Below are 21,414 nucleotides of genomic sequence, written 5' to 3'. Positions count from 1 at the left end.
AAAAAACTGATAATATATAAAAGACAACATATGAATTTAACTACTAAACTGCTTTTGGGATTTGGTTTAAGTGCTGGTTTTTTAGGCTATTCGCAAGATTTAAGTAAGATAAATCCAGTATTGACCGGAGCTCCTTTTCTAAGAATTGCACCAGATGCAAGATCTGGAGGTATGGGAGACCAAGGGGTGGTAACTTCACCGGATGCATTTTCACAATTCTGGAATGCGGCAAAATATCCTTTTAGCAGAACAAGTTCTTCCGTAGGTCTTAACTATACACCATACATGGGGAAACTTACCAATGATGTATTTTTACTATACGGTGCATTCCATAAATTTTTAGGACAGGAAGAAAGATCTACGATCTCTGCCAGTATTTATTATTTCAACATGGGTGAAGTAGACCTTACTCAATTAGTAGGTTCAGAGGTAACTTCTATGGGTACATCAAAGCCTAACGAATTCTCCATTGACGTTGCTTACGGTCTGAAACTTTCTGATTCATACTCCATGGCCGTTACCGGTAGATTTATTCGTTCAGATTTAGCCGGAGGTTTCAACACAGATACTACGCTTAAAGCTGCGAACTCTTTTGCAGTAGACGTTTCAGGATACTATACTTCTCCAAGATTTTCAAGTTTCGGAGGATATGACGGAAAAGTGAACGCAGGTTTTGCGGTTCAGAACTTAGGTCCGAAATTAGATTATACCGGAAATGAAGAATCCAGATCTTACCTGCCTACCATGGCAAGATTGGGACTTGGGTACGATATGTATTTGGATGACATGAACAAGATCGGTATTAGCGTTGAAGGTTCTAAGATTTTGGTTCCGGGATCTGAATATGTAGGTATAGATCCTAACACAAGACAGCCTAGATATGCAATTCCGAATGTAGGCCCTATCGCCGGTATCGGAAAATCTTTCAAAAACAAAAACTCTATCATGATGAGTGGTGCTTTGGAATATTCTTATGACAATGCATTTGCAATAAGAACAGGTTACTTCCACGAAAGCGAAGAGCAGGGAGCAAGACAGTTCGCTACAGCAGGTATCGGATTGAAATACCGTTCTTTCGGACTTGATATTTCTTATCTGATCAATATGTCAAAAATCAATACTGCTTTGGATAACACCATTCGTTTCGGTCTTACCTGGAACATCGGTGATGAAACATCTAACGTAGAGAATTAAGATATTTTATACCTCAAATCAAAAGCCTCATTTTTATGGGGCTTTTTTTTGTAAAAAAATAATGGGTGAATTGTCAATCAGCTGCGCTGTCAATTGGCTTCACCGTGAATTTTCTACTTTCCTTTAAAATTCATCATTTCCATTTCATAATCTCAATCTGATGTCTTGTATCTTGTGTCTGACATCTGACATCTGAAATCTGAAATCTTGATTCTATCATTCACCATTCACTTGCGAAGCAGAATTCACCATTTACAATAACCGTCAATCAGCTGCGTTGTCAATTTGTTTCACCGTGAATTTTCTACTTTCCTTTATAAATTCATCATTTCCATTTCATAATCTCAATCTGATGTCTTGTATCTGGTGTCTGACATCTGACATCTGAAATCTTGATTCTATCATTCACCATTCACTTGCGAAGCAAAATTCACCATTCACATCTATATTTAATCCCTCACTTCATGTTTCGTACCCCGTAATCCCACTCCCCAAATTGACAATTGACAAATGATTACAGAAATATAATATATAAGTTTGCAAAAGTCTCATTTTTATAAGGCTTTTCTTGTTTTCAATAATTAATTTTGTAGTATGAACTATTCAGCAGAACTCAAAAAATTCGTTACCAGCCAATATGTATATTCTGCCATCAGAATTACGCTGGCAACTGTTCTGCCCTGTTTAGTCCTCGCCCACTTCGGGATTCTCAAAGAATACTTCCTCTTCCCTCTTGGAACCAGCTTTGTAGCGCTTTGTGATCAGCCCGGACCTTTTATCAGAAGAAGAAATGCATTGACATTTGCTATTTTTTGTTTTGTCTTTGTGGCGCTTATTGCCAGTATGGTCATGAATTTTAAAGTGCTGGTCATCCTGGAGATTATTGTATTCGGGATGTTTTTCTCGCTTATCGGAGTCTACGGACAAAGGCTTGCTGCTGTGGGATCATTATCACTGGTTGTGCTGGCGATCTTTATCGACGGACATCTTACGGGAAGCAATATTTTCAAAAGTCTCCTGATCTTCGCGTGCGGCTGTATCTGGTTTTTATTGATTTTCCTTGTAGTTACAACCATTCAACCTTATAAACTGGCGGGACAGATGATCGGGGAAAATTATCTCCAGCTTGCAGAATTTCTGAAGATTAAAGCCAATTATTATCAGAAAAATCCGGACTTCGATAGACTGACCATTCAGGTTATCGCGAAGCAGGTCGGAATCAAAAACCTTCAGGAAGAAACCAGAGAAACCGTTTTCAAGACCAGAACCATCGTCAACGAATCTACGACCACCAGCCGACTGCTGATGCTGATGTTCCTTAATTCTATGGACCTTCATGAAAAACTGATGACCTCCGAAAGCGATTATCAAAAACTGCAGCAGAGTTTTGAAGACAGCATGATTCTCGTGAACATCCATGATTATTTAAACCTTCTTGCTGAAGAAATCACCAATATCGGGATTGCACTTCAAAGCGGAACAAGGGCAAAACCTATGTTTGATCTGGAACTGGAACTGAAAAATCTTAATTACCATTATTTCGAACTCCGCAATAAGCAGATGACTCCCGGCAATCTGGAGAATTTCATGATTCTCCGCCAGATTCTGATGCGCATCAACGAGATCACCAAAGAAATCAACGAGATCTATAAAGTATTTTCCCAGGATGTAAAACTGGCAAAAAGTCTTTCCACAGGTCTGGATTTAAAAAAATTCATGCCTAATGAGGAGAAACTCAATTTTAAGGTTTTAAGGAATAATATTTCACTTTCCTCTTCCCATTTCAGACATGCGATAAGAATTACCACAGCCCTGCTGGTGGGATATATCTTCTCTATGTTTGACCTTTTGGGGCTGGGACACACCTATTGGATCCTGATCACGGTTGTCGCGATATTAAAACCCGCCTACTCCATTACAAAAAAGAGAAATCTTCTCCGTTTATACGGAACTATTGCGGGCGCAGTCATAGCCTATACAATCCTTCATTTTATTCATATCAATGGAATTCTGTTTACTATCTTACTATTAAGTATGATTATGTGTTTCAGTTTTCTGAAGGGCCGTTATTTTTGGGCGGTTCTGTTTATGACGATCTATATATTTTTGAGTTTTAATTTTTTAAATCCCGGAAATGTAAACGTGATATTCAAAGACAGAATCATTGATACCTTCATCGCCGGAGTCATTGCTTTTGCCGTATCTTATATTGTCCTGCCGGTATGGGAACATACTCAAAACCTTGATCTGATGAAAAAGTCTGCGGCAGACAACCTGATTTATTTCGAAAGTGTTATTTCAAAATTTCTGGAAGGAGCATTTGACATTGAGGATTATAAAGTGAAGAGAAAAAACGCAATCATCTCTCTCGCCAACCTTTCCGATAATTTCCAGAGAATGATCTCTGAACCGAAAAACCAACAGAAGAAACTGGAAGTCGTGCATCAGTTTGTGGCCACATCCCATCTGATCACAGCGTACACTGCCTCGCTTTCCCAATATTCTAAAAACGACGAAAAGTATCCTGAAATAGATGCCGAAAGCTGGAGCAGAAAGATAGAAGCAGAAATGCAGCAGACCTCCGTTTTATTACACGGAAACGAAATCAATGAAGCCTTAAGAATGGAAAGCCGTCTGGAACCGGAAGATTCCTCCATTGAAGATATGCTTTCGAAAAGAAAAACAGAAATCGAGGAAAACGACCTCATCGACCGCAGAGATCCTGATAAAATTTCACATTTAACAGAGCTTAAGAATATTCATGATATCCTGGAGCTGATCTATGATGTGGCTAAAGAACAAAAAAAAGTGATCGAAAAATACAGAAGCGAAGCAGATCCTATTCCTCCACAATCGTAAAACAGTAGTCGTCAAAAAATTCAACTCTCGCTTTGAACTCGTCTGAAAACTGTTCATCATATACCCTGCAGCTTATTTTATAAAGATGTTTAAGCTCAAACGGCTTCACTTCATAATTCTTTTTCAGGGACCAGTATTTCGAATGATGGATCTTGTACATGCTTTCCTTTACACTCCATATAATAGTATAGAAAGCAACTTCATTATCTTCAGGGATGAATCCTCTTTCGTTTTCATACGTGAATTTATCGATAACCCTTAAAATTTTGGGGTTGAATTTCTCAATATCAATCCCTATTTTATTTTTGGAAACGGCAATGGCAGCAAAAGGAAAGGAATGCGTGATGGAAATTTCAGCATCTTTGGGCGAAAGGAAAGGCTCCCTTTCTTTGTATAAAATTTTGGAATGCGGTTTTAAACTTTTCAGAAGTTTGCGCACCATCAGTACCTCTTGTAGTTTTTTCGGATGATAGTCTTTTACCTTTTCGGCATTTTCCGGTTCCAGAAGCTCGTGGATATCAAGTTCTTCGCTTTCATCATATTTCCATACAAGAATGGTGGCAGTATCATCTGAAAAATCGCGGTAAAGAGGCATTATTTTTTTATTCGATAAAAGTAGTAAAAAGATGTGGAAGATAAAAGAGGATGGGAGAAGGTAGCACGAAGATGGAAGTTAGTGTTCGTTTTGCCCATTAACTTTTAAAGTTTTGATTACAAAGAATCTATTAATAAATATTCTTCTTTACTTAACCGTTATAAACTTCCATCTCCCCGCTTCCTTCTCCCATTCTTAATATATTACTTCGACTGATGATTCACATCATTTCTGTGCTCAAGAATTTCAAGATTTTCATCTACAAAATACGCACTTCCGAATCCGTTCACGTAAGAACCTTTTACCGGCTTTAAAGCGATCAGAATGAAATCCTGCATTTCAGCAATAACATCCACCACTTTTCCGTGTGTTTCTTTTAATTTAGTCACAACCGTATTCCAGGTTTCAGAATCTCTTTCAATCTGTGAAGTTGCTGCTTCGATGGTTAAACGTTCACGTGCATAGATCTGTTTGGTAGCAGATTCATCTTCAATGAACATAACTGAAGTTTTTCTTCCGTCAGCAAGGTTTTTGGTATGTTTAGCCATGAAAGAAACCAAGATATATAAGGTATTGTCTACCTGTACAAAAGGTGCATAACTTGAATTAGGAGTTCCTTCTGCATCTACCGTAGCCAAGATTACACTTTTGGTACGTTCTATCAGTTCCTTTACTTTTGGAGCAACCGGTTTTGCTTTTCTGTTCGCCTCTTCCTGGGTATTTGTATGATTCATAGTATAAAATTTTATCCCACAAAAATAGTTATTTAGATTAAGACTAAATAATTTAAAACTATGTATAATCTCATAAACCCCGACTTGACGCGCCGTTTTTTTATCTAAATTATTAATTGTAATTTTGCGTTTCGTTATCAACTGAATTTAAATTTATTCATTACATATGAGTACTACAACACAATACGTTCCTTACAAAGTGAAGGACATATCCCTAGCAGAATGGGGAAGAAAAGAAATTACCCTTGCAGAAGCAGAAATGCCAGGTTTGATGTCTATCCGTGAAGAATACGGACCGTCTCAGCCATTAAAAGGGGCAAGAATTGCCGGATGTCTTCACATGACGATCCAAACGGCTGTGCTTATCGAGACATTGGTAGCTTTAGGTGCTGAAGTTACATGGTCTTCTTGTAATATTTTCTCTACACAGGATCACGCTGCTGCTGCTATTGCTGCTGCAGGAATTCCGGTTTATGCCTGGAAAGGTCTGAATGAAGAAGAATTCGACTGGTGTATTGAGCAGACTTTATTCTTTGGTGAAGACAGAAAGCCATTGAACATGATCCTTGATGATGGTGGAGATTTGACGAACATGGTTTTCGACAGATACCCTGAATTCACAAAAGATATCAAAGGACTTTCTGAAGAAACCACTACTGGTGTACACAGACTGTACGAAAGAATGAAGAACGGAACTTTAGTAATGCCTGCTATCAACGTAAATGATTCTGTAACTAAATCTAAATTCGACAACAAATACGGATGTAAGGAATCTGCAGTAGATGCTGTAAGAAGAGCTACAGACCTTATGCTTGCCGGAAAAAGAGTGGTAGTTTGCGGATACGGAGACGTAGGTAAAGGTACTGCTGCATCTTTCAGAGGAGCAGGTTCTATCGTTACCGTTACTGAAATTGACCCTATCTGTGCGCTTCAGGCTGCAATGGATGGTTATGAAGTAAAAAGATTAGATACTGTTGTAGACAACGCTGATATCGTGATCACGACTACCGGTAACTTCAACATTGTAAGAGGAGAGCATTTCCTTAAAATGAAAGATAAAGCGGTTGTTTGTAACATCGGTCACTTCGATAATGAAATCGATATGGCTTGGTTAAACCAAAACTACGGTCATACTAAATCTGAAGTGAAGCCACAGGTAGACATCTATACCATCGAAGGTAAAGAGGTAATCATCCTTGCTGAAGGTAGATTGGTGAACCTTGGATGTGCAACAGGACACCCAAGTTTTGTAATGTCTAACTCTTTCTCTAACCAGACTCTGGCTCAGATCGAACTTTGGACGAACTCTGCTGCTTACGGAAACGAAGTATATATGCTTCCTAAGCATTTAGATGAAAAAGTAGCTGCTTTACACCTTAAAAAATTAAGCGTTGAACTGGAAACTCTTTCTCCGGAACAAGCTGAATATATCGGTGTAGACGCAAAAGGGCCATTCAAGCCTGAGTACTACAGATACTAAGAGAGCAATACAATATGATATTATCCCACTATTTCAAGATAGTGGGATTTTTTTATGCAGAGAGATCGTACATTCCTTATTTTTGCCAGGTAAAAAAATAGCATGAAAAAGTACTTATTTCTTGGATTAATGAGCTCTGTTGTGTTCTTTAACAGCTGCAGCAGCAATGATGATAATGACGGAACCAATACTCCTTCCGAACCAAAGGTATTATTAAGTAAAATCACGACCGTTTACTATGACAATCCATCCCAGCCACAGACAAGCACACAAACCCTGGAATACAATAGTCAGGGTGAACTTATAAAAACATTGTCTGCCTCAGGAACTTCCACATTTGAATACAGTAACGGAAAACCTGTCAAAATAAACTATTACAATACCAACCAGACTCTGGAATACTATTCTGCTTTTACTTATAACGGAGATCAGCTGGTCAACGTTAAAGCAATCTACACTAACCCGGATTATAACAGAACGATTACCTACAATTATAATAATAGCGGACAGGTTATTTCTTCCACCCTTTGTCAATCACCGGACTGTTCCAATCCTATTGTTGATACTTATGCTTATAATGGAAACAATATTTCATCAGAAACTTCAGAAGGAGGATTCTCTTTCAATACCAAAACTGTTTTCTCTTACGATGATAAGCTGAACCCGTACACCAATATCAACAAATATCTGAGAATCACGATGAGAGGCGCTTATGTTTTAAGCAAAAACAATTATCTGACAGAAAAGATAAGTTTCAAAAACAATGGTGCCTGGGAACAAACACAAACCAGAACTTCCACCATACAGTACAACAGCTACGGTTTACCTGTTCAGGTGATCTCAAAAGAAGCCAACGGAAGCCTTTCCGCTCAGTATAATTACGAATATATTACTCAATAATAATAAGCTCTCCAATTTGGGGAGTTTTTTTATGAGCTGTTTCCCGCTATCCGCTCATACTCCTCGCGCCAATGCTTAACCATTCCTGCTGTGGGGTAACCGCTACTATCGGGGCTAGGGGAAAGATGTGGAATTTTGAATGATGAATTATGAGTTATGAGTTTTGGATCATCATCCTTATAAGTATTCAATAGGAACGGACTTTAGTCCGTTTTTATATAAAACAAAATCAACCGGCTTTAGCCAAAACTTAAAGTCAAATAAGACCTCTGTTCCGGGTTTTTCCCATATTTCCCTTTTGGCAGATCTATATTTATAAAAAATGAATATATTAGCCCTCTCAAATAAAACAGAAAATACATGAAAAAACAAAGAGTATCGAATGCATTCGTAGCCGCATCTTGGGTAGCATTGGGAGCAGGAATGATAGGCTTCATCGTAGGCCTTGCCAGGGCTGAAATGCTGTTGAATGAAAAAGGATATTATTTTACCATCCTTTTGTACGGTCTTTTTGCTGTAGTCTCTCTACAGAAAGCGGTTCGTGACAAATTAGAAAACATTCAGGTGACGGATATCTATTATGGGATCTGTTGGTTTGCAACACTTTCTTCTATTGTATTATTGGCTATCGGACTTTGGAATGCCACTATACTTCCGAGTGAGAAAGGGTTTTATGCATTTGCATTCCTCCTCGCCCTTTTCGGAGCTATTTCCGTCCAGAAAAACACCCGGGACAATATGACCCAGGAATAAAATTAAAATTAAAACGCTCCAACATACGGAGCGTTTTTTCATTTCATCTTTAAAAAAAGTAAGAGATACGAATCAATAATTCACTATTTGCAGATTTTTATTAATTTTTATATATTTATCAAATAAATATTAACATATGATTAAAAAAATTCTACCATTTATTCTAATAGTATTATTATTTCAATGTATTAAGGCCCAAGATGAATTTATTACAATCTGGAAACCTAATGCAGTCTCCTCGCCCGTTAATGCTCCGGTTGCAGCAACTAACACTCAAATATGGTTTCCCGGGAAAGGAGAAAATTTCACGATTACCTGGGAAGAGGTCGGATATCCGCAACATTCCGGTACCCTGCAGAATGTCACCTCTGCCCTACAGATTCTCATAGATTTCGGAACACCGTTAAACCCCGATCCCTCAACGACGTTTTACAGACTAAAAGTCAGCAATGGAAACGGAACATTCAGACAGCTGCAATTTGGAACCCCAAATACCTATGTCTTTCAACACATTGTAACCTCGTGGAAGCTTTTTGGCAGCGCAGAAAAACTGGTTGACATCGAACAGTGGGGAAAAATTCACTGGGATTCTATGAATGCAGCTTTTGTGGAATGTAAAAATATGAACATGACTGCAACGGATGCACCGGATCTCTCCGGAGTCACCGATGCTTCCTATATGTTTCACAATGCACACAAGTTCTTCGGAAATCCTTCTATGGCTAGCTGGAATACCTCTACAATTAAAAATTTCAGATCCATGTTCGGATATTCTGTTACTGTCGGTATCAATACGCCAACGGATCTATTCAATCCACCCATTGGCTCCTGGGATACTTCTTCTGCAGAAAACATGAGTTTTATGTTCAATGTAAGAAAAGCATTCAACCAAAATCTGAATAGCTGGAATGTTTCCAATGTAACCGACATGTCCTATATGTTTGCGTCATGCGAATCCTTCAATCAGCCAGTGGATCAATGGAATGTTTCCAAAGTAAAAAATATAGCTTATATGTTTCATTTCATTCCAGTATTTAACCAATCTCTGGCTACATGGGACACCTCAAACGTCAATAATATGGAACATATATTTCATGGCAATACAGCCTTTGACCAGCCTTTGCAAACATGGAATGTGAGTAAAGTCACCAATATGGATACCTCTTTCGATAGTGCCAGCAGTTTCAACCAGCCTCTGGACACATGGGACACTCATAATGTAACCAATATGAGTTATTTATTTTCAAATGCTTCAAGTTTCAATCAATCACTCGAGGTCTGGAACCTAACATCTTTAACATCAGCATTTAGGATGATCTCTGAAAGCGGGATGGACTGTAGCAACTACAGCAGAACACTGAGAGGTTGGGCTATCAATTCAAATACACCTAATAATATCATGCTGGGAGCACTTACTCCGTTCGCCTATTCTTCTGATGTTTCGGCATTTAGGGATACGCTTATTAACAAAGGGTGGGGATTGTTAGGAGATGTTGCAGGAGAATGTAGATTTTTAGGGGTATCGGATGTACAGTCTACTCATTCTGTCACTTTATTTCCCAATCCTGCAGACCAAATCATTTACATCAAAAATCTAAAAGGAGGCCGCAGTTACAAAATCTTTGACAGCTCGGGAAGAATAGCACTTCAAAACGTACTGGACAGAGATTATATCGATGTCGGTTCCTTAACAAGTGGAAATTATATATTGCAACTCACTACCGATCGTGGATCACAAATCCTCAAATTCATTAAGAAATAAATAAATTACCCCGTTACATGTAGCGGGGTAATTTATTATTAATGTTATTTATCGTATGGATTGGGGTGTTGAGCTTTAATATCATCAACCGTTCCCAAGACCTTATCTTTCAAAGCATCCTGATATTTCTGAAGATCTTCAGCAATCTTCTGGTTTCCGGTTCCTAAAATTTTAGCTGCCAGAATTCCGGCATTCAGCGCTCCGTTTAAAGCAACCGTTGCCACAGGAATTCCACCCGGCATCTGAAGGATAGACAGTACAGAATCCCAGCCGTCAATAGAATTGCTTGACAGAATCGGAACTCCGATTACCGGCAAAGTTGTACAACTCGCTACCATACCCGGAAGGTGTGCGGCTCCTCCTGCTCCTGCGATGATCACTTTCAGGCCTCTTTCTTGTGCTGTTTTAGCATAATCAAACATCCTTTCCGGTGTTCTGTGCGCCGAAACTACCGTCAGTTCGTATGGAATATCAAGGCTTTTCAAAAAATTAGCAGCCTGTTCCATGATCGGCAGATCGCTCTGGCTGCCCATAATAATTCCTACCATCTTCAAATTTTATTAGATCTTCAAAGATAAAGAATAAATGTCTTTTTTTAAAATCACAGCGCTATTCATTCCTGAATGCGGACGGCGACACTCCTTTCAGCTTTTTGAAAAAGCGGTTCAGATGACTTTTATCTGTAAACCCGAATTCGTCAGCTATTTCACTGATGCGCATATCACTGTATTTTAAACGGTTTTCGATAAGGCGTATTTTATATTGGGTAGCATATTCATTTAACGTTTTTCCTGTATTATTTTTAAAATAGCGTCCAACATAGGTTTTGGAAATCCCAAACAGACTGCTGATATGTTCCCCGGTCAGTTTTTTAGGATCATAAATATTCCCATGCACATACTGAATGATAGTTGCAGCTTTGTGATCAGTCATTTCGTTCACTTCTACCATATCTTCCTTCATCAGGTTCTGAGCAACCCCAGTAAGAACAGCCTGCACCAGCAGCTGAATCATTTCACCAGTATAAAGATTCTTACTTTTCATTGCCATCATCAGATTCTCCATTAGATTCCCCATCAACCTTTCATTATCCCTCCCTTTGATCACAGGTCCCTGGAAAGTATGATTGGAAAACGTCTGTTCAAGCCGCTTCAGGAAAGTCGCTGTCATAGGCTTGGTCTGAAGGAACACTTTATTGAATCTTATAAAAAACAGCTGGGTTTTTGTTTTAAAAGTAAAGTGATGAGCATCTTCCGGGACAAGCAGAAATAGATTTCCCTCGCGGTAAGGAAACTCATTCCCGTTAATCTCCTGTATTCCCGTTCCTGAAACAATATAAACCAATTCAAAAAAACTGACGCTGTGTCCACCTCTTGGACAGACATCCACCGGTTCTTTTAAATCCAGTTCAAACGGTTCGTGAATAAAATCTTTTTTCATGACAATATTATACCCTTTAATCATGTAAAAATACAACATTTCAAGATGGTAAAGTTCAGAAATTTGTATGATCAAAAAAGAAAACAATGAATTCAGATCTTAACACCAAAACAATGAAAGCTCTTATCACAGAAGAGTTTGGAAAACCTTTCGTCATGAAAGATATTGATCAGCCCATCCCCAAAGACCATCAGGTTTTAATCAGGATAAAAGCTGCCGGATTGAATCCTTTAGACCTGAAAATTAAAAACGGCCAGGCTGCTCACGCTCAAGTTAATCTTCCCGCAGTATTGGGAATCGATATGTCAGGAATTGTCATAGAAACAGGGAAAAACGTTCATGATTTTAAAATGGGTGACGAAGTTTTCGGTATGGTAGGCGGTATTGGTGATCATCAGGGAACTTTAGCGGAATACATTACAGCCGATGCGGAACACATTAGCTTAAAACCAAAAAGCATTTCATTTCAGGAAGCTGCCGCAATACCGTTGATATTTATTACCGCGTGGGAAGCACTCGCAGATCAGATCAATATTCAAAGTGGCCAGACGGTATTGATTCACGGAGGAGCCGGAGGTGTAGGTCATATGGCAGTACAAATCGCTGTGGCAAAAGGAGCAAAAGTGTATACAACGGTACAACCAAACAGTTCAGATCAGATCAGAAAATATGGCGCGGAACCTATTGATTACACCACTTTATCCGTTGATCAATATGTGCAGCAATACACCAACGGATTGGGCTTCGATGCCGTTGTTGACACGGTTGGAGGCAGCGTACTGGATGATTCTTTTCGTGCTGTAAAACAATATACGGGACATGTGGTAAGTATTCTCGGATGGGGGACACACAGCCTAGCTCCTCTGTCTTTCCGGAATGCAAAGTACTCCGGAGTTTTCACCCTCTATCCTCTTTTGTCCGGAGAAAGAAAAAAACACCACGGAGATATTTTAAAAGAAGCAGCCCTTCTCATGGAAACCGGAAAAGTAAAAGTTCAGCTCCATTCCCAATCCTATTCATTGGAACAGGCAGATGATGCGTATTCATTGCTGGAAAGTGGAAAAGCAACTGGGAAAATAGTGATCTGTTGTGAAAAGTAAGGAAGAGGGAGGCTGGAAGATGGAAGTTATGACGTTTAAGAGGATAACTATAGCCTCATTCTATTTTCAATTACTTTATAAGAACTGTAGTCATCAAACGACCATCAGTAACTTCCAGCCTCCCTCTTCCCTCTCCCATTCTGCTTCCTCATCTGTATCAGTGAAAATCCCACAAACTGTACCCATAAAATTCATTTCAGAACAGGTATATTTGTGTGTTATACGATTCACTTACCTTGAAAGATTACAAACTTCTTTTTGCCGTTCTCACCGTTGCCATGGTTTGGGGAACTACATTTTTGGCAATACGCGTTGCGGTGGAAACTATTCCTGCATGGTTTGTGGCGGGGATTCGCCAGTTTCTGGCAGCAATTATAATGCTTGTCGTTCTTCTTTCAAGAAAAGAGTTTAAATGGATAGGTTGGAAAAACTTAGGCTATCAGATTGTTTTCGCTTCTCTGATGCTGATCGTAGCCAACGGAATGACCACCGTAGCTGAGGAAACCGTCTCCAGCAGTCTGGCTTCATTGATCAGTGCCTGTTCTCCAATTCTGGTGTTCCTGGGAAGTCTGGCAGTCGGTTTGCAGAAATTCAGTTTCAGAGCGCTGGCCGGTGTTTTGCTGTGTTTCAGCGGGATTCTTTTTATTTTCTGGGACGGTATTCAGGACCTTGCCAATCCGGATTACAGAATGGGAATGATTTTTCTTTTCTGTGCCATTGCAGGATGGGCTTCAGGAACTATTTTCACCAAGAAACTTAATATACAAAGCGGCAATATTACCCTGAACCTGTTTTATCAGTTTCTCTTTGCAGGCGTTGTACAGGTTATTTTCGCCTTAGTGTTTTCAGAGAACTATAACTTCGGAAACTGGTCTTTAAAAAGTATTTCAGCGATGATTTATCTGTCTGTTTTCGGTTCTGTCGCAGCATTTTTTGCGTTCCATTATGCTTTAACCAAAATATCTCCTGTGCAGGTTTCTATACTTGCTTACGTGAATACTATTATTGCCATATTTTTAGGTTGGTTGATCATGGATGAAAACATTTCCCTTAAATTTATCCTTGCTGCGGTCATGATTATCTGTGGTGTTTTTATTATTAATTACAAACCAGGAATGTTTACAAGGCAGAAGGTGGATTAAGAAAAGAAATTGCAAAATGTGGCAGCGCTTATTTCAACCACAAAAGGCACAAAAGTTTTTTCAAGCACTTTAGATTAATAGAAGTTGACTATAAAATCGCGTAGAAGAGCACAAAAGTTTTTCAAAAAATCCTAGATTTTTATAATAACAAAGCTGTAGAAAATATTCTCAATCATCTGTGTTTCTCCGTGAAATCTGTGGGAAATAAATAATAACCACAAAAGTTTTTAAGCACTTTAGTTAATTGAAGTTGACTATAAAACTGCATAAAAGAACACTTAAGTTTTTCAAAATCCTAGATTTTTATAATAACAAAGCCGTAAAAATATTCTCAATCATCTGTGGTCTTCTGTGAAATCTGTGGTCAATAAATAATTAGCAAAAAAAACTTTGAAAAATTTTAAGATTTCCTAAAAACATTCCCGATTACGTTATATTCCCTATCTTGGTTCCACCAACACTGATCACATGCCAAAACACCAATTATTTACCATTTCATTACTTTTGACGCCGCTATTTTATTTTGCACAGCAGACTGAACTCAGAGAAAATGTAAAACTGAAAAGCTTTAATTACGACATTTATCTTCAGAACAAAAAAGACCAGTCAACATCCAAAGAACTGTACCTGATTCCAAATAAAGGGGATACTATCAAGGAAAATGCATTGGTAAAAAATGCCTCCAGTGAAGAAACTCACCGGGGATTTTACCGGATCAATGATACGGAAATCCATTTTATAGATATTGACCTTAAATCCAATAAGATCAATCAAAAAATATACAGCCCAAACAAAAAAGGAAGTCTTAAACTGATCAAAGAAAATCTTAGTCTGAGCGCTTATCCCAATGACCTTCCACCCAAGTTTAAAGACAACAAGCCTCCGCATCCGGAATTTGAAGGTGGAGAAACCGCGCTATATCAATGGGTAGAAAAAAACATCTATCCTGTTTTGGATCAGAAATTTAAAAAGAAAGATAGTGGAAATGCTGTTTTGGTCTTGGATATAGATCCTAAAGGCTCCGCTTCTTTTATAGAAATCAGAAACCTCAGCATTGCAGACAATATAAAAACTAAACTTATAGAAATCGTTAAAAAATCACCCACATGGAAAACTAATGTGAATGGTTTTGATGTTTCAGGGATTGTCCTTATTCCTATAGAGTATTAAAATGGTCTTGTCAATTTTTCCGTATTGAAGCCAATATGAGCCGCTGAATTTTATATTTTCCTGATTTTTTCTTATATTGTTTACGCCAACATTTACAATATGCTAAAAAACACATTTTTTATCCTTTTTGTCGGTTCTTTTCTAATGATCAGCTGTGATTATAAGGAAAAAGAAAAAAGTCTGACGAAACGAGAAAAACAATTGCTCGAAAAAGAAAAAATATTCGCTAAAAAAGAATCCGAATACCAGGCACTCATCAAAATGAGAGACAGTATTTTTTCAAAGAAAGATTCTGTAGTGATTGCTGCATGGCCTTCAGGTATTTCCGGCCCCTGGAACGGAAAGGTAATCTGCACGGAATCCAACTGCAGCGATTATGCAGTAGGCGACCAGCGTACTGATACCTGGGAATTTGATAGCGACTCTACCCAACTGGTGACCAAGATCGTTAACAATAACAATCTCGTACGGCTGTACTCCGGAAAGTATGAGAATAATGAAATCAGACTTTCATTCAAAACCGATTCCACAGCTAAAAAAAGTGTTGAGATGAACGTCCTTCTGAATGACATCTCTTCCAATAAAATAAAAGGAACCAGAACCGTGACGGCTGACAATGGCTGTACCGCCAGATTTTCTGTCGAATTAGTACGTTCCACCAAATAAAAACACCTATGATTTTACTGAGTATACATAATCTGAGTTTTCCTATAGAAGATCCGGTATTAAAGTTCCTGTTGGTCCTGGTCATCATCCTTGCCGCTCCCCTCCTTTTGAACAAAATAAAAGTACCTCATCTTTTGGGGCTGATCATTGCAGGTGCGGTGATAGGGCCAAATGGATTCAATGTACTGGCCAGAGACAGCAGCATTGTGGTTACCGGAACTACGGGACTTCTCTACATCATGTTTCTGGCAGGATTAGAGATCGATATGGGAGATTTCAAAAAGAATAAATGGAAAAGCCTTACGTTTGGGCTTTATACTTTTATTGTTCCTTTCGTCCTCGGATATCTGGGAGGTTATTATCTCCTTCATTTTTCTGTATTAACGTCTATTCTTTTTGCCAGTCTTTTTTCTTCGCATACCCTTATCGCCTATCCTTTGGTCAGTAAATTGGGCATTGCAAAAAATAAGGCGGTCAATATTACAGTCGGTGGAACGATGATCACTGATATTCTTGCCCTTTTAGTGCTTGCCGTGATTGTGGGAATGTCGCAAGGTGATGTAGGGACAGAATTCTGGGTAAAACTTTCCGTTTCCTTTATTGTATTTGCCCTGATTGTACTGATCATATTTCCCATTATCGGAAGGTGGTTTTTCAAAAAGGTGGATGATAAAATTTCGCAATATATTTTTGTGCTGGTGATGATTTATCTGGCGGCTATGCTGGCTGAACTTGCCGGTGTAGAAGCCATTATAGGGGCGTTCTTTGCCGGATTGGCTTTAAACAGACTGATTCCGCATACCTCATCCCTTATGAACCGGGTGGAATTTGTAGGAAACGCCATTTTTATTCCGTTCTTCCTGATCAGTGTAGGAATGCTGATCGATTTCAAGGTTTTCTTTAAAAGCTGGGAAACGCTTGAAGTGGCAGGAATTATGCTTGTTGCCTCCATCGGAGGAAAATATATTTCAGCGGTCATGACCCAAAAGACGTTCAGGCTTTCCAAAGAGGAAGGAAAACTGATTTTCGGGTTGAGTTCCGCTTCTGCAGCTGCAACATTAGCATCGGTTATGGTAGGATACAACATCATCCTTTCCGAAACAGAAACCGGCGAACCGGTAAGACTATTGAATGAACACGTCCTGAACGGAAGTATTCTATTGATCCTGATTTCCTGTACAATTTCTTCATTCATTTCAATGGCAAGTGCCCAAAAGATTGCGGAAAGCGACAATGAAGATACGGTTTCCGGCAACAGTCATGAAGAGGAAAATATCCTGCTGGCGATCAATCATGAGGAAACGGTAGACAGAATGGTAAATCTGGGAATCCTGATCAAAGCACATTCAAATACGGAAAATCTCTTTGCTTTAAATGTCATTAATGAAGATAAAAATGAATCTTCAGTGAAAAATGCGGAAAAACTTCTTCATCAGGCCGCAGATGCAGCTTCTGCTGCGGATGTTAAGATGCAGACGCTTAAGAGATATGACAACGATGTGATCAATGGAGTTAAAAATGTAATCAAAGAACAGAATATCACAGATCTTATCATCGGACTTGAGGATGAAAAAGGTTTCTCTCCTTCTTTTGTGTATAATCTCTACAACGGATATCTGCAGAATGATGATGTGAATGTACTCGTTTATCATGCAGCACAGCCTCTTTCCACGATTAAGAAATATGCAGTGATGATCCCGGAAAATGCTCATAAGGAAGCAGGATTTTTCCATGCCCTTCTGAGAGTGTGGAATGTAGCCCGAAATTCCGGCGCCACAGTTGTTTTTTATGCTCCCGAAAACATTCTGGACATTCTTCAAAATATCGTTAAAAAAGCCAATATAGAAGCAGAATTCATCATTATGAGCACCTGGCAGGACGGTGAAAAAACCGCTGCAAAGCTGAAAGAAGATGAAGCCTTGATTGTTCTGATGGCCAAACGCGGCATGCAGTCCTATATTCCACGAATGAGACTTATTCCTGAATTACTGAACAGATATTTAAGTGATAACAATTATCTCCTGATCTTCCCGTTCTCAGAATTTGACGAAAACAGTCCGGAGATTCGTTCTGTAGGCAACCATGGAGATTTTATGGAGATTGGAAATGTGATTCAGAAGATATTTAAATAAGAAAGGAAGTTTGAAGCTCGAAGAGGGAAGTTAATGAAGTTCAAAAGAGGAAATCCAGCTTATTTCGCACTGATATTAAATCACTTAATCTAAATTTATAAATAATAAATTATTAATTTTAACTGATAAAAACAGCATTTGAAAACAAATAAAATAATCCTGCTGGCTGCTGCTTTAGGCTTCCAATTTTCGTTGGCTCAATTTGCAAAGATCGTTGATAAAGACGGTTATGTGAATTTGAGGAAAGAGGCCGATGGAAAAAGTGATATTGTTGGAAAGATCAATTCGGATGAGATCCTTTATATTTTCAGTCCTGAAGATAACAAGAACTGGCTTAACGCTGATTACACCGATAAAAATGGGAAAAATCTGTCAGGATACATTCACAGCTCAAGAGTTAAGTTTATAGAATCCTACGAATCGGTTCCTGCGGTTTCTATTAACGAAAACAAAGCAGTTTTTAATTCAAAAAATATCACCGTTACTATTGAATCTGAGCCTTTCAACTATAAGGAAAACAAAAAGTATTTTTCAACCACTGATTACAAAGATTATAAAGTTGAGGATAAATTTAAAGGCCAGCAGATCTGGGGAACGGATGGAACTATTCCACAGACTCACTATCAATCGATCTCTGTGAAAATAGGTGGGAAAACACTTCAGATTCCCCCAAAGGAGATTGAAAACCTATTCAATATCAATACTGAATCTGCTGCGTGCTATTTTGATTCAGAACATGAAACTTTGTACATCAACATGGTGAACTCAGATGGAGCCGGAGGATATGCCGTTCTTTTTACAATAGAAAACGGAGCGTATAAAGGAAAAACACTCATCATGCCTTTCTAACAAGAACATCTAAAAAAAAACATCCATGAAAATCAACTCATTACTCATCCCATTATTGGCTATCGTTTTATTTTCGTGCAAGGAAAAAAAAGAACCCGTCAAAAATGAAGCTACACAGCCTTCTGTCGCTGATACTGTAGTGGCAGCACCTCCACAGGAAATAAAAACAGATTCAGTCACGATAAAAGAGCCTGAACATATAAAGTCTGAGGAAGCAGAAACGAAAGACACTGTAATTTCCTATCAATTTGCTTTCAATAAATTCCCCTCAAAGAACTATAAATTCGTCAAAAAAGCAAAACTTGATTTCTCCAATGATGAAGGTGTTTACAATTTCAGAACAAGAATTAAGGATGCCTATGCTGCCGGCACTCCTGATTTTGCCAGCTACTACATCACCGTAATTTTCGGATGCGGAACAAGTTGTATCATGGGAATGATGATGGATGTGCGTGATGGGAAGATCTATGGACTTCCTTTAGGCGAAGAAACTTCCTGCATGTTTGCAGAAGACCGGGCGATCTTCGATCTGAACAGCAGACTTTTTATAGCCAGCATCTGCAAAGAGTCTCCTGAAGACGAGAATGTGTATTATCATGCTTTTGTCTGGAATGAAGAAAAGAAGGATTTTGAAAAAGTGGAGGAGAAAGATATTAAGTAAAAGCTTAGTTTTACAAACAGAGTTTTATTTCCATCTATTTAGCCTTACATTATAATGAAAAAGAGATTTCTCTCCTATATTCTTCTTTTTATAGTTTATTGTTTTCTTGCAGTACCGATTGCTGCTTTGGACGATATTTTAAATACCGATCAATTTGAACTTGTGACGGGTTTAGGCTTTGGAATTTTAAATTCACTGTTTGCTTTTATTGTTTTAAAATGGAAAATCATTTTTAGCGTCATAAGTGGATTGTCTGTAGCATTCCTTTCTTTAGCTATGGCCAATCTGACGTGGCTGCTGAAAATTGCACCGGAATGGGATGACTATGGTATCATGACTGCAATTCTTACCAATGCCGCAAGTTCTATAGTATTTTGGGAAATAATATTTTGGATTAGAATTAAATCATCACATATTTTCAATCAATAAATCAATTGAGTTTGAGCAAACATTTTTTGTATTTTAGCGTAGAAAAATAATCTATGAAACAAATTACAGCAGTCCTTTTTATCGTTATGTCTCTAATGATTTCTGCACAGGAAAATAAATATTCAGAAAAGGAATTTCAGCAAAAACTGGATTCCATTAAAGCAGAAGGTAATCTATTATATTCTCATGAAATAGCATCATGGAACTCCGGTGATCTTATGGCTGCAAATAAAAAATTACATGAGATCGCTCAAAGTTATTTGACCTACAAGAGTAATGATACTGTAAAAACCGTTTTTCTGAATAAAGACCAGAATCTGGTTGTTGCTGAATACTCATTCAAAAACAGCCAAAGGAAGCCTGTCAGAGAAAATATGCAACACAGAAAACCCAATCAAACAGAGCTGAATATAAATAAAATCCGTAGTACGGTTATTTCTCAGTTATCAGATCCAAAATATGAAGTGGGCGTACCGGAAGGTTATAATCTTAATATTATCATAGTTCCAATCAACGAAAATTATAAAGTATATCTGATTCCCGGGACTTCTCAGTCAGGGGTAATTCCATTTGGGAACGATTATCTGTTTATTACTGATAAAGAAGGTAAGATTACCTCCAATCAAAGATTTCACTCAAGGCTTATTCCAGCATTTACTCAGGGAGAGAATGGCACTCTAACCATGGCTACCCACAGTCACTTAAGAACAAATCCTTTCATCTCCGCAACGGACATCTGTACGTTTAAACTTTACGCTCCTTTAACAAAACTTGAAGAGTTTTCTGTTTATTCGCCAGCTCTGGGAATCTATATGAAGTACAATTATAAAAAAGATTCCATTGAGAAAACTAAGGACCCGTTATAAATAATAGCTACTGATTAAAATCAATTCACTGTCAAGAAGGTTTATTATTTCTGACTCTGCTTTTATTAAAACTTCCTTATGACCGAAAATCTTGAAACATTCTACTCTTTTTTAATCTCATTATTACCGTTCTCATTTGCTATTGCAGCGATTGGATTGATTATTGCCATGTTGACCCGCCTGTTTAAAAATGATATGGCAAAAGTCATTGGTATCGCTTTATTTATTCAGACTTTTATTTTAGTACTTTTATTAATCATTGTTCAAAACATGGTCGTAAAGAATATCCGGAATGAAGTAATAGGCATACTCGCGGATCCTAAAACCAAAATAGTAATTGACAGTGCAGATTTTGGATCGTTGCAGACAGAGGAATTAAAAAATGAACTTTTGAAACTCAAAGATATTTCCACCAACCATAGTCATCCAATGGATAAAAAAGCAATTCAGGTGATTTCGCCTGCAGGAAATTTCAACTTTTTTATCGCACAGGATTCAAATGATCCCAAAGAATTCTGGATTTTTACAGATAAATATGGTCTTGATATGGAAACAGAAATTGGAAAGATTAAAACATCACACATTAAACTGGAAGACGTAAATATTCAATGAAGCGGATGGAAAAACGTTGACAAAACCACATAAAAAAAGAGCGGCAATCATTATTACAGCTCTTTTTATA

At 38.2% G+C, this 21,414-nt stretch carries 20 protein-coding genes; 16 read left to right on the top strand and 4 right to left on the bottom strand.

Features of this window, described 5'->3' with window-relative positions; translation table 11 throughout:
* Positions 1–30 precede the first annotated feature (30 nt).
* Entirely contained in the window at positions 31–1,194 is a 1,164-nt protein-coding gene (porV, locus tag N0B48_RS07385; RefSeq protein ID WP_259837911.1) for a type IX secretion system outer membrane channel protein PorV, read from the top strand.
* Between the two features lie 594 nt (positions 1,195–1,788).
* Positions 1,789–4,053: an FUSC family protein gene (locus N0B48_RS07380; protein WP_259837910.1), complete on the top strand. Its 2,265-nt coding sequence runs from the start codon at positions 1,789–1,791 to the stop codon at positions 4,051–4,053.
* Here N0B48_RS07380 and N0B48_RS07375 read toward each other — a convergent pair.
* Both N0B48_RS07375 and N0B48_RS07370 read right to left on the bottom strand, forming a co-directional pair.
* Positions 4,034–4,648: a 4'-phosphopantetheinyl transferase family protein gene (locus N0B48_RS07375; protein ID WP_259837909.1), complete on the bottom strand. Its 615-nt coding sequence runs from the start codon at positions 4,646–4,648 to the stop codon at positions 4,034–4,036. The two genes, N0B48_RS07380 and N0B48_RS07375, sit on opposite strands and share 20 nt — an antisense overlap.
* 203 nt (positions 4,649–4,851) lie before the next feature.
* Positions 4,852–5,382 carry a HugZ family pyridoxamine 5'-phosphate oxidase gene (locus N0B48_RS07370; RefSeq protein ID WP_259837908.1) on the bottom strand — a complete coding sequence of 177 codons (531 nt, stop codon included), beginning with the start codon at positions 5,380–5,382 and terminating at the stop codon, positions 4,852–4,854.
* A gap of 166 nt (positions 5,383–5,548) precedes the next feature.
* On the opposite strand from N0B48_RS07370, the gene ahcY reads away from it, so the two are divergent.
* The 4 genes from ahcY (at position 5,549) to N0B48_RS07350 (ending at position 10,277) form a co-directional block, all read left to right on the top strand.
* Positions 5,549–6,862, top strand: coding sequence for an adenosylhomocysteinase (gene ahcY / locus N0B48_RS07365; RefSeq protein ID WP_259837907.1), 1,314 nt, complete (start codon positions 5,549–5,551; stop codon positions 6,860–6,862).
* A 102-nt stretch (positions 6,863–6,964) separates the two neighbouring features.
* A complete protein-coding gene (locus tag N0B48_RS07360; RefSeq protein ID WP_259837906.1) occupies positions 6,965–7,762 on the top strand; it encodes a hypothetical protein in 798 nt (265 codons plus the stop codon).
* Positions 7,763–8,122: 360 nt separating this feature from the next.
* Positions 8,123–8,515, top strand: a complete 393-nt coding sequence (gene yiaA / locus N0B48_RS07355; protein WP_259837905.1) for an inner membrane protein YiaA — start codon at positions 8,123–8,125, stop codon at positions 8,513–8,515.
* A 136-nt stretch (positions 8,516–8,651) separates the two neighbouring features.
* Positions 8,652–10,277, top strand: a complete 1,626-nt coding sequence (locus N0B48_RS07350) for a BspA family leucine-rich repeat surface protein (RefSeq protein WP_259837904.1) — start codon at positions 8,652–8,654, stop codon at positions 10,275–10,277.
* Between the two features lie 44 nt (positions 10,278–10,321).
* Here N0B48_RS07350 and purE read toward each other — a convergent pair whose 3' ends face one another.
* Both purE and N0B48_RS07340 read right to left on the bottom strand, forming a co-directional pair.
* The gene (gene purE / locus N0B48_RS07345) at positions 10,322–10,825 is read right to left on the bottom strand and encodes a 5-(carboxyamino)imidazole ribonucleotide mutase (protein WP_259837903.1); all 504 of its coding nucleotides are present in this window, start codon (positions 10,823–10,825) and stop codon (positions 10,322–10,324) included.
* Between the two features lie 61 nt (positions 10,826–10,886).
* Complete coding sequence (locus N0B48_RS07340; protein ID WP_259837902.1) at positions 10,887–11,717, bottom strand: AraC family transcriptional regulator; 831 nt, start codon at positions 11,715–11,717, stop codon at positions 10,887–10,889.
* Between the two features lie 86 nt (positions 11,718–11,803).
* Here N0B48_RS07340 and N0B48_RS07335 point away from each other — a divergent pair, with 86 nt between their 5' ends.
* The 10 genes from N0B48_RS07335 (at position 11,804) to N0B48_RS07290 (ending at position 21,344) form a co-directional block, all read left to right on the top strand.
* Positions 11,804–12,817 (top strand): zinc-dependent alcohol dehydrogenase family protein, encoded by a 1,014-nt coding sequence (locus N0B48_RS07335; protein WP_259837901.1) that lies wholly within the window; start codon positions 11,804–11,806, stop codon positions 12,815–12,817.
* A 236-nt stretch (positions 12,818–13,053) separates the two neighbouring features.
* On the top strand, positions 13,054–13,959 hold the full coding sequence (locus N0B48_RS07330) for a DMT family transporter (RefSeq protein ID WP_259838678.1): 906 nt from the start codon (positions 13,054–13,056) through the stop codon (positions 13,957–13,959).
* A gap of 468 nt (positions 13,960–14,427) precedes the next feature.
* On the top strand, positions 14,428–15,129 hold the full coding sequence (locus tag N0B48_RS07325) for a hypothetical protein (RefSeq protein ID WP_259837899.1): 702 nt from the start codon (positions 14,428–14,430) through the stop codon (positions 15,127–15,129).
* A gap of 99 nt (positions 15,130–15,228) precedes the next feature.
* The gene (locus tag N0B48_RS07320) at positions 15,229–15,795 is read left to right on the top strand and encodes a hypothetical protein (protein WP_259837897.1); all 567 of its coding nucleotides are present in this window, start codon (positions 15,229–15,231) and stop codon (positions 15,793–15,795) included.
* A gap of 8 nt (positions 15,796–15,803) precedes the next feature.
* Positions 15,804–17,927 (top strand): cation:proton antiporter, encoded by a 2,124-nt coding sequence (locus N0B48_RS07315; protein ID WP_259837895.1) that lies wholly within the window; start codon positions 15,804–15,806, stop codon positions 17,925–17,927.
* Between the two features lie 138 nt (positions 17,928–18,065).
* Positions 18,066–18,776 (top strand): SH3 domain-containing protein, encoded by a 711-nt coding sequence (locus N0B48_RS07310; protein ID WP_259837893.1) that lies wholly within the window; start codon positions 18,066–18,068, stop codon positions 18,774–18,776.
* 25 nt (positions 18,777–18,801) lie between these two features.
* A complete protein-coding gene (locus N0B48_RS07305) occupies positions 18,802–19,437 on the top strand; it encodes a hypothetical protein (protein WP_259837891.1) in 636 nt (211 codons plus the stop codon).
* Positions 19,438–19,491: 54 nt separating this feature from the next.
* Entirely contained in the window at positions 19,492–19,866 is a 375-nt protein-coding gene (locus N0B48_RS07300) for a hypothetical protein (RefSeq protein WP_259837889.1), read from the top strand.
* A 53-nt stretch (positions 19,867–19,919) separates the two neighbouring features.
* The gene (locus N0B48_RS07295; RefSeq protein ID WP_259837887.1) at positions 19,920–20,732 is read left to right on the top strand and encodes a hypothetical protein; all 813 of its coding nucleotides are present in this window, start codon (positions 19,920–19,922) and stop codon (positions 20,730–20,732) included.
* 78 nt (positions 20,733–20,810) lie between these two features.
* A complete protein-coding gene (locus tag N0B48_RS07290) occupies positions 20,811–21,344 on the top strand; it encodes a hypothetical protein (RefSeq protein WP_259837885.1) in 534 nt (177 codons plus the stop codon).
* Positions 21,345–21,414 lie beyond the last annotated feature (70 nt).

Origin of the sequence: Chryseobacterium herbae, from assembly GCF_025154075.1 — a bacterium.
In the GTDB taxonomy this organism is placed as follows: Bacteria; Bacteroidota; Bacteroidia; order Flavobacteriales; family Weeksellaceae; genus Chryseobacterium; species Chryseobacterium herbae.
Note: the sequence above shows the minus strand (reverse complement) of the source record. Positions and strands in the feature narration are given on the sequence as shown.